The sequence below is a fragment of the Nostoc sp. genome, assembly GCF_054880495.1.
This window is the reverse complement of sequence record NZ_JBTYKD010000065.1, coordinates 1-3,863: the sequence shown is the minus strand read 5'-3', so window position 1 is coordinate 3,863 and position 3,863 is coordinate 1. Positions and strand designations below refer to the sequence as shown.

At 40.8% G+C, this 3,863-nt stretch carries 2 protein-coding genes and 3 pseudogenes; all 5 read left to right on the top strand.

Going from position 1 to position 3,863, the window contains the following annotated elements; translation table 11 throughout:
* A pseudogene (locus ACYTXL_RS07745) lies at positions 1 to 329 on the top strand (prohibitin family protein); the annotation flags it as partial.
* Positions 330 to 430: 101 nt separating this feature from the next.
* Positions 431 to 847, top strand: a complete 417-nt coding sequence (locus ACYTXL_RS07740; RefSeq protein ID WP_461924199.1) for a DUF1824 family protein — start codon at positions 431 to 433, stop codon at positions 845 to 847.
* Between the two features lie 72 nt (positions 848 to 919).
* The gene (locus tag ACYTXL_RS07735) at positions 920 to 2,848 is read left to right on the top strand and encodes an ABC-F family ATP-binding cassette domain-containing protein (RefSeq protein ID WP_461924198.1); all 1,929 of its coding nucleotides are present in this window, start codon (positions 920 to 922) and stop codon (positions 2,846 to 2,848) included.
* 399 nt (positions 2,849 to 3,247) lie between these two features.
* A pseudogene (locus tag ACYTXL_RS07730) lies at positions 3,248 to 3,502 on the top strand (UPF0175 family protein).
* A gap of 266 nt (positions 3,503 to 3,768) precedes the next feature.
* Positions 3,769 to 3,863, top strand: a pseudogene (locus ACYTXL_RS07725) (ATP-binding cassette domain-containing protein); the annotation flags it as partial.

Here is a 3,863-nt window from a genome sequence, read left to right as displayed (position 1 = left end):
TTGACTTAGCGTTCTCACCAGAATTTGCCAAAGCAGTGGAAGAAAAACAAATTGCTGAACAGAGGGCGCAAAGAGCCGTTTATGTAGCACGGGAAGCTGAACAAGAAGCACAAGCAGATGTGAATCGCGCCAAAGGTAAGGCAGAATCTCAAAGACTCTTAGCAGAGACACTCAAAGCCCAAGGAGGACAGTTGGTTCTCCAAAAAGAAGCAATTGAAGCTTGGAAGAGTGGCGGCGCTCAGATGCCAAAAGTCCTTGTTATGGGTAGTGACTCTAAAAGCGGCGTCCCCTTTATGTTCAACCTTGGGAATGTCCAAAATCAACCTTAAAGCCGAGCGAAGTCGAGGCTTTGATTCGAGTCAAGAATACTTAGTAAGTTAGGCTAATCCTAACTCAAACACAAAAACTAACAAGATAATAAACAAAGTTTATGTCAACCCCCAATCATCAGAATCTCACCGCCGAAGAAGCGAAAAAATTACTGAATAAATTCAACTGTCTAGACATTGCGCCTGTCCTGAAGCCATCAGAAAAATCTATAATTCGTAGTGCCTTAATTTTGCTCACCAACCTTGCTGATTACCAAATTTTAGGAATTTGTGCTGATACAGCAGAAGAAGGAATACTGGCGATGAAGACCTATTCTCTGGCTTTGGGTTATGAACCACCAAACAACTTACTTACACCGGAAGGGCCAGTTTATATCAAATTAAATGGTAAAAATGGCTTGTGTTATCTCGATTCTTATGCTGGACATCATCGTGGTGTATTAGTATCTTGTCAGTCTGATGACGAAGGGGGAATCAACGAGATGTATGGACATTTACCCTTGGATTTATTTGTATAGAATTCGGCAAATGTAGGTAGGGTATGTGCCTTGCCTACTCACTAATGAAAAATAACTAATGACGGAAATCTTATGAGTATTATTACGCTACAATCAGTAAAAAAAGACTTTGGGATCAAGGAAATTTTAAAAGATGCTAGTTTTAGCATCGATGCTAGCGATAAAGTTGGTTTAATTGGTACTAATGGCTCCGGTAAATCAACCATATTAAAAATGATCGCTGGTCTAGAATCGATAGATAGTGGTCAAATTTTAATCAACTCTGGTTCTAAAATTATCTACTTACCCCAGCAGCCAGATTTAGATGAAAATCACACAGTTTTAGAGCAAGTTTTTGCTGACAGTGGCGAACATACAGCTTTGGTGCATGAGTATGAAGAACTGTCAGATAAATTGGTTCATTATCCAGATGATAGCCAACTGATGTCTCGCCTTTCTGTGGTGATGCAACTGATGGATGCGAGTGGTGCTTGGGAACTAGAAACTAACGCCAAAATCATCCTCACAAAATTAGGAATTTCTGATTTTGATGCCCAAATAAGCACTTTATCGGGAGGTTATCGCAAACGCATTGCTTTAGCATCAGCGTTGCTAGCAGAACCAGATGTTTTGCTCATGGATGAGCCGACAAACCATCTTGATGCTCTTTCTGTTGAATGGTTACAAAGTTATTTGAATCGCTATCGCGGGGCGCTTTTTCTGATTACTCACGATCGCTACTTTTTGGATCGCGTTACCAATCGGATCATTGAAATTGACCGAGGCGACATTTACACTTATACAGGCAACTATTCATATTACCTGGAAAAGAAAGCTTTAGCTGAAGAATCTGCCGTAAGTAGTCAACGTAAACATCAAGGTTTGTTGCGGCGCGAGTTGGAATGGCTTAAAAAAGGCCCGAAAGCCAGAAGTACTAAGCAAAAAGCTAGAATTGACCGCGCTCATGCTTTACGGGATACTGAATTTAAACAAGTTCAGGGTAAAGTTGATATTTCTACAGTTGGTCGGCGCATTGGCAAAAAAGTTATTGAATTAAATCAAATTTCTAAAGCCTACAATGGACGTACCCTGATTAATAATTTTACCTACGAGTTTGGACGAGAAGACCGCATTGGCATCATCGGTGCTAATGGTGCTGGTAAATCGACTTTAATGGATATGATTACTGGGCGGGTTAAGCCAGATTCAGGCATTGCAGAAATTGGTACTACAATTCATATCGGTTATTTTGACCAGCATTCTGAAGAATTGCTCACAAAAATGAACGAAAATCAGCGCGTGATTGACTACATCAAAGAAGAAGGGGAATTTGTCAAAATTACTGATGGTACTCAAATTACTGCTTCTCAAATGTTGGAGCGGTTTCTGTTTCCTGGTAATCAGCAGTACGCGCCAATTAATAAACTTTCTGGTGGAGAAAAAAGACGTTTATTTCTGTTGCGGGTTTTGATGGGTGCGCCGAATGTGTTGATTTTAGATGAACCGACAAATGATTTAGATGTACAGACATTGGCAATATTAGAGGATTATTTAGAGGATTTTGCTGGGTGTGTAATTGTAGTTTCTCACGATCGCTACTTTCTTGATCGCACCATCGACACAGTATTTTCCTTTGAAGAAGGCGGTAATCTCCGGCAATATCCCGGTAATTACTCAGTTTATCTGGACTTTAAGAAGGCTGAAGAAGCACAGCAACAAGCTGCTAATGCTAAGGACAAGCCCAAAAATATCGAAGTCCAAAATGTTACGTCTTCGCCCAAAAATGTAGAGAATATAAAGCGGCGGAGGTTATCCAACTGGGAAAAAAAGGAATTTGAGCAGTTGGAAGGTAAAATTGCCCAGTTAGAGGCTGAGAAAGCAGAAACCGAGAAAACATTAGCGAATGTTTCTGCGGGGAATTATAGCCAAGTGCAAAAACTCTATAATCATGTGGAAAAGCTCAAGCAAGCGATCGATGTGGCGACTGAACGGTGGTTAGAATTAGCAGAGATGGAGTCTTGAAATTATAGCGGTTCTCGTTTGGATGCATTACAGTCTGACCTCTCTCCTAAAAAGCTATGGTGTATACACAAGTCTCTCTAGACGCAATTTATGGTTTCTCGAATAGGCCAAAGAAACCTCACCCTGGTTATGCTACGCAAAACCTGTCCCTCTCCTTAGTAAGGAGAGGGATGTCCGTCAGGACTCTTTGACGTTTTTGTTTTGGGTAATTCGATGAACTTATGTGTACAGCGTAGCTCCTAAGTAACCGGGGTGAAATGAGCAACCGATGCTGTTCAATGGCATCAATTACCTTCCTGCGGAAATCGTAACTCTTCTCTGTTAGTAATTGTAGTAATGGTAGTATTTGATTGTTCTTCTTGACCACGGTATTAGCTCTCCATAAATAATACTGAATTTATGACCATCCAAATCAACATCGAACTTCCAAATGATGTTTTTTCAGCACTCCGCAGTAACCCAGAAACCTTTGTTCAAGAGATGCGTTTAGCGGCTGCTGTCAAATAATATGAAGTTGGTATGCTTTCCCAATCTAAGGCTGCTGAAATTGCCGGAGTTAGCCGTCACCAATTCCTAGAAGCACTCGATCGCTATAATGTTTCACCTTTTCAAGTAACTCCTGAAGAATTAGCCCAGGAGTTAGCGCGTGACTAGACAATGGGTTGTAAATGCTTCTCCATTGATTGTGCTGACTAAGATTAACCAAGTTCATTTGCTCTCAGAACTTTGTAGTAAGGCTTCTACAAGAGACAACTAACTATTTCTCATAAACTGCTGCGATCGCCTTAAATATTTTCTTCCTCGTCATCATGTTAGCGTCTACAAAATCTGAAGAGGGCAAATTGGGCGTTAGCACGCTAGCAAAATCAGCACATAATACATATAACTAGTAACCAACTAGCGTCCAGTAAAAATCACCTATGCCGCAAAATAACCAAACTGCCGTCGAATTCCGCGATGTTACCTTTAGCCGCAATCATCGCCCATTGGTGTCAAATCTGAATTTTGCCATCCG